A 3,114-nucleotide genomic window follows, 5' to 3' on the forward strand; every position below is an offset into this window, starting at 1 on the left:
TGACGACTCATGGCACCTCCTATTTGGGCCTCATTATGAGGCTTGGAGGTGTCTACGAAACCAGGGGCGATTCAGTAGGGGCCAGAAATCATCTCGGTCCGCGTTAGGTGGAAGCGCCTTCGCCGAGAGGCTATTGAGGTTTAGGACTTCGAATAGAGCATCGCAGCAGCCAAACCAGTGCATTCCTCAAGAAGCGCCGCTATCACGGATCGGAGCTTACTCGCGTCATACACACCTGATTCAACATCCTCCTGAGTGGTTTCATAAAACGCCTTTGCGTAGCTATCTTTGAAATCGAGGGCGCCCTGATAAATACCTAACGACTCCTTGTAATTCGTCCAGGTCACCTGCGCTGGGGGTCGCCCCTTAAGATTGAGATCGAGATAGCACTCGATAGCGGCCGCGCAGCCGTTGATGTCAGCGTTGGCAACACCACACGGGCCTTTCGCCGGAAACTCGCGCAGCTCGTCCAAGTCAGGAAGAACCATAGCTTTCATGTTCACTGGGAATTGAAAGCGTTTGAGTAGATTTTTATAGGTATCCACTCCTTCGGCGTCGTTATCGAACAGGAAGACCACGCGATTGTGAACATCAATTTTGACCAGTCCCTCGGCGAACTTGGACAGATTACCTGTACCGGAAAATGGGTGACGCTCCTCGATGTCAATGAATCGAAAAAAATCCTCGATGTCCGGGCGGAGCAGCGCCAGACCCCGCTTCAGAATGTGGGTATCAGAAGTGCCTTCAGTCGCTATCAAATAGGTCTGGGTCCGACGTGCGTTCCCAATGAAATCCTCATTTTTAGCCCATCCTGCATCCACAAAATTGCCGTAATCCCAGACGACATCTTCACCTAGATTAGCGGGGTTTTCGGCAAGGATTCGCAGAGTTGCATATGGGCTCAGAAATCCTAACATTGAGCCGAAATGGCTGCGCTCGGAGTAGCCTCCGATGTCTCGATCAAACACTCCCGTCGGGAGTAGAGATGCCGCTGGATCAGCCGCAAAGCGGCCCCGGCCCTGTGCATGATCGGAATCGTAGCTGGCGACATAGTCGCTTTTTAGGTCTCGCAATGCGTACGCTTTGATGAAGTCGATAAATTGATCGAAAGTCAAACGGTCGGATCGACGCTCACCTGGCAGGTATTCCTCGAACTGGTCTCTGTCGAGCACGACCTGATTTTCGTATTCCGACCTCACCGCCGCCAATGTGTATCCGAGCAGCTCCAACCGTGACACCATCGAACCAAGTGTCCGGCAAAAACACAGCTCCATTTGCTCCAGACTTTCAGGGCTATGAGCGTAGTCGTAGTCGATGCCCTCGTGCCGACGGTACTGGCGGTCGGACTCTTGATAGAGCATCCCGTGATCCATGCCCATATAGCCAGTGTTGTATGTGAGATCGAGGCTACCCACAGACAGCGTAATTGGTGTGCTCATAAGATCTTTGTACCTGGAGTTAACTGTCTAACGCCAATGCATGACGCGAATCTGGACATGCTTGTACTGGCACGTGATAGCACATTTCAGCGGCGTCGGAGATGCATCCGAGCTCAGGTGCTCTATCCTGGTGTACCTGCCCCTCGCTAACTCAGGCGTGTAAACCTGTTTTTTTCACTGTAAACCACTCTGGTTAACAGTGAAAAAAATAGGTTTACACGCCAGCAATCATAGGGCCCGCGAACGGAATTCTTCGCCACACCATCACTTGGGTTTGGGGTCCTTGTCGTCCTCCATCAAGGCAAAGAAAGCTTTGGCCTGCTCTTCCTCGGAGAGCTCCTCAACCGGAGTCCGCCGCGGGCGCGCAGTCGGCTTCTGCAGAGCATTCGCTGAGGCATCAAGTTGCTTTTTTACAGATCGTTCCGACGCAGTGAGCGATGAGTCGAAAACCTTCTGGGTGACTCGGTCCTGCCGTTCAGCTCGCGCAAATTTCACTACGTTGGACGTGAACGCGGCTGGCAGGTCAAACGGACACCGCAGGTCTGGATGCTGTTTGGACACCCGACCACCCAGAGCCAATTTTTGAAGGTGTTCGACCTGTTTGGCACTGGACGTGTAAGCCGCTGAGCGGTAAGCATGGCCGATGTCTTGAAGGGAGGCCGCATGACGGCCTGCACTGCGGCACTCAATGTACGCCTGCTTCAACAACTCCACCGCCAGGCGCTTGATACCGAAGGTGCAACGGTAAATTTCCCTTGCCAATTCACCCTGATTACCGCGAATCGCGCCATTGCCCACGCGAACACATTCATCAATGAAAGCTTTCCAGTCGGAACTGCCAGGCTCATCGGGAAGCATGATTCTTGGGTCCGTCAGCAAGCGCTGCTGATCCTCATTGTTTCTCTCAAACAACTTGTGACCCAAGCTGTAATTGCACACGTAGACCATTGGCGGACCGATACCAGCCATGTTCAAGAGGATATCGGTAACCTTCGCTGCACCAAGCCCCTTTTGGATGTACTGCATTTCATCCAGGATGACTAACGATACCCCATCACGATTCGCCCTACGCCGGCATTCACTCAGCAGCTCAGCAACGGTCAGTCGCGACAGAGGCAACTCAACGAACTCTCGAAGAAGGGCCTTAGCATTGGTGGTACCTCGGGCGCTTGCATACCAATGCGACCGCAACGGTAGCTCACCCTGGAAGTGATCGCAGGACAGATCAACGGGGCCAGGCAGAACCTTGCGCAGCGCAGCAATGGTCTGGCTCTTCCCAACCCCTGCAAGCCCTGTAAAACACACCGGCACAGCATCGACTGCAGGTGCTTCATAGAGCCCTCGGGCGTACTCGCGCTCAGAAGAGAACAATGCTCGCGCATGCAGCGCTGCGCGCCCCACCATCTCCTGGATGAACTCAATCGTAAATGCGTTGGGAATGAACGATTCACGCAATGCTTGAGACAGCACCTCTGCCGCCAACCGAGGTTCAATTTCGTACAGACTTTCCAATGGCTCAGGTCGACGCGTGATGATCTGGCGGACCTGATCAGCCGTTTGGCAGCCGTCGAACCAACTCGCAATGGCCTCATTCATTTGTAACCGATCCATGAACCCCACCTACCACAAGGTGGAAGCCAAGGTTACCGTGGCATCTCTGGCGAACAGTTCCATG

At 53.7% G+C, this 3,114-nt stretch carries 2 protein-coding genes; both read right to left on the bottom strand.

All coding sequences use genetic code 11. The features are described 5' to 3' along the window. Window positions 1-140: 140 nt before the first annotated feature. Window positions 141-1,439 (bottom strand): HEPN/Toprim-associated domain-containing protein, encoded by a 1,299-nt coding sequence (locus tag AC07XM_RS30880; protein ID WP_060519785.1) that lies wholly within the window; start codon window positions 1,437-1,439, stop codon window positions 141-143. A gap of 264 nt (window positions 1,440-1,703) precedes the next feature. Beyond that, window positions 1,704-3,035 (bottom strand): TniB family NTP-binding protein, encoded by a 1,332-nt coding sequence (locus AC07XM_RS30885; protein ID WP_060519786.1) that lies wholly within the window; start codon window positions 3,033-3,035, stop codon window positions 1,704-1,706. Window positions 3,036-3,114: the final 79 nt, after the last annotated feature.

It is taken from the genome of Pseudomonas sp. GW460-LB5 (assembly GCF_059423245.1).

Bases quoted from the DNA above. Each gene is read 5' to 3' on its own strand.
- AC07XM_RS30880 (WP_060519785.1), bottom strand. From the start codon at position 1,439: ATGAGCACACCAATTACGCTGTCTGTGGGTAGCCTCGATCTCACATAC.
- AC07XM_RS30885 (WP_060519786.1), bottom strand. From the start codon at position 3,035: ATGAATGAGGCCATTGCGAGTTGGTTCGACGGCTGCCAAACGGCTGAT.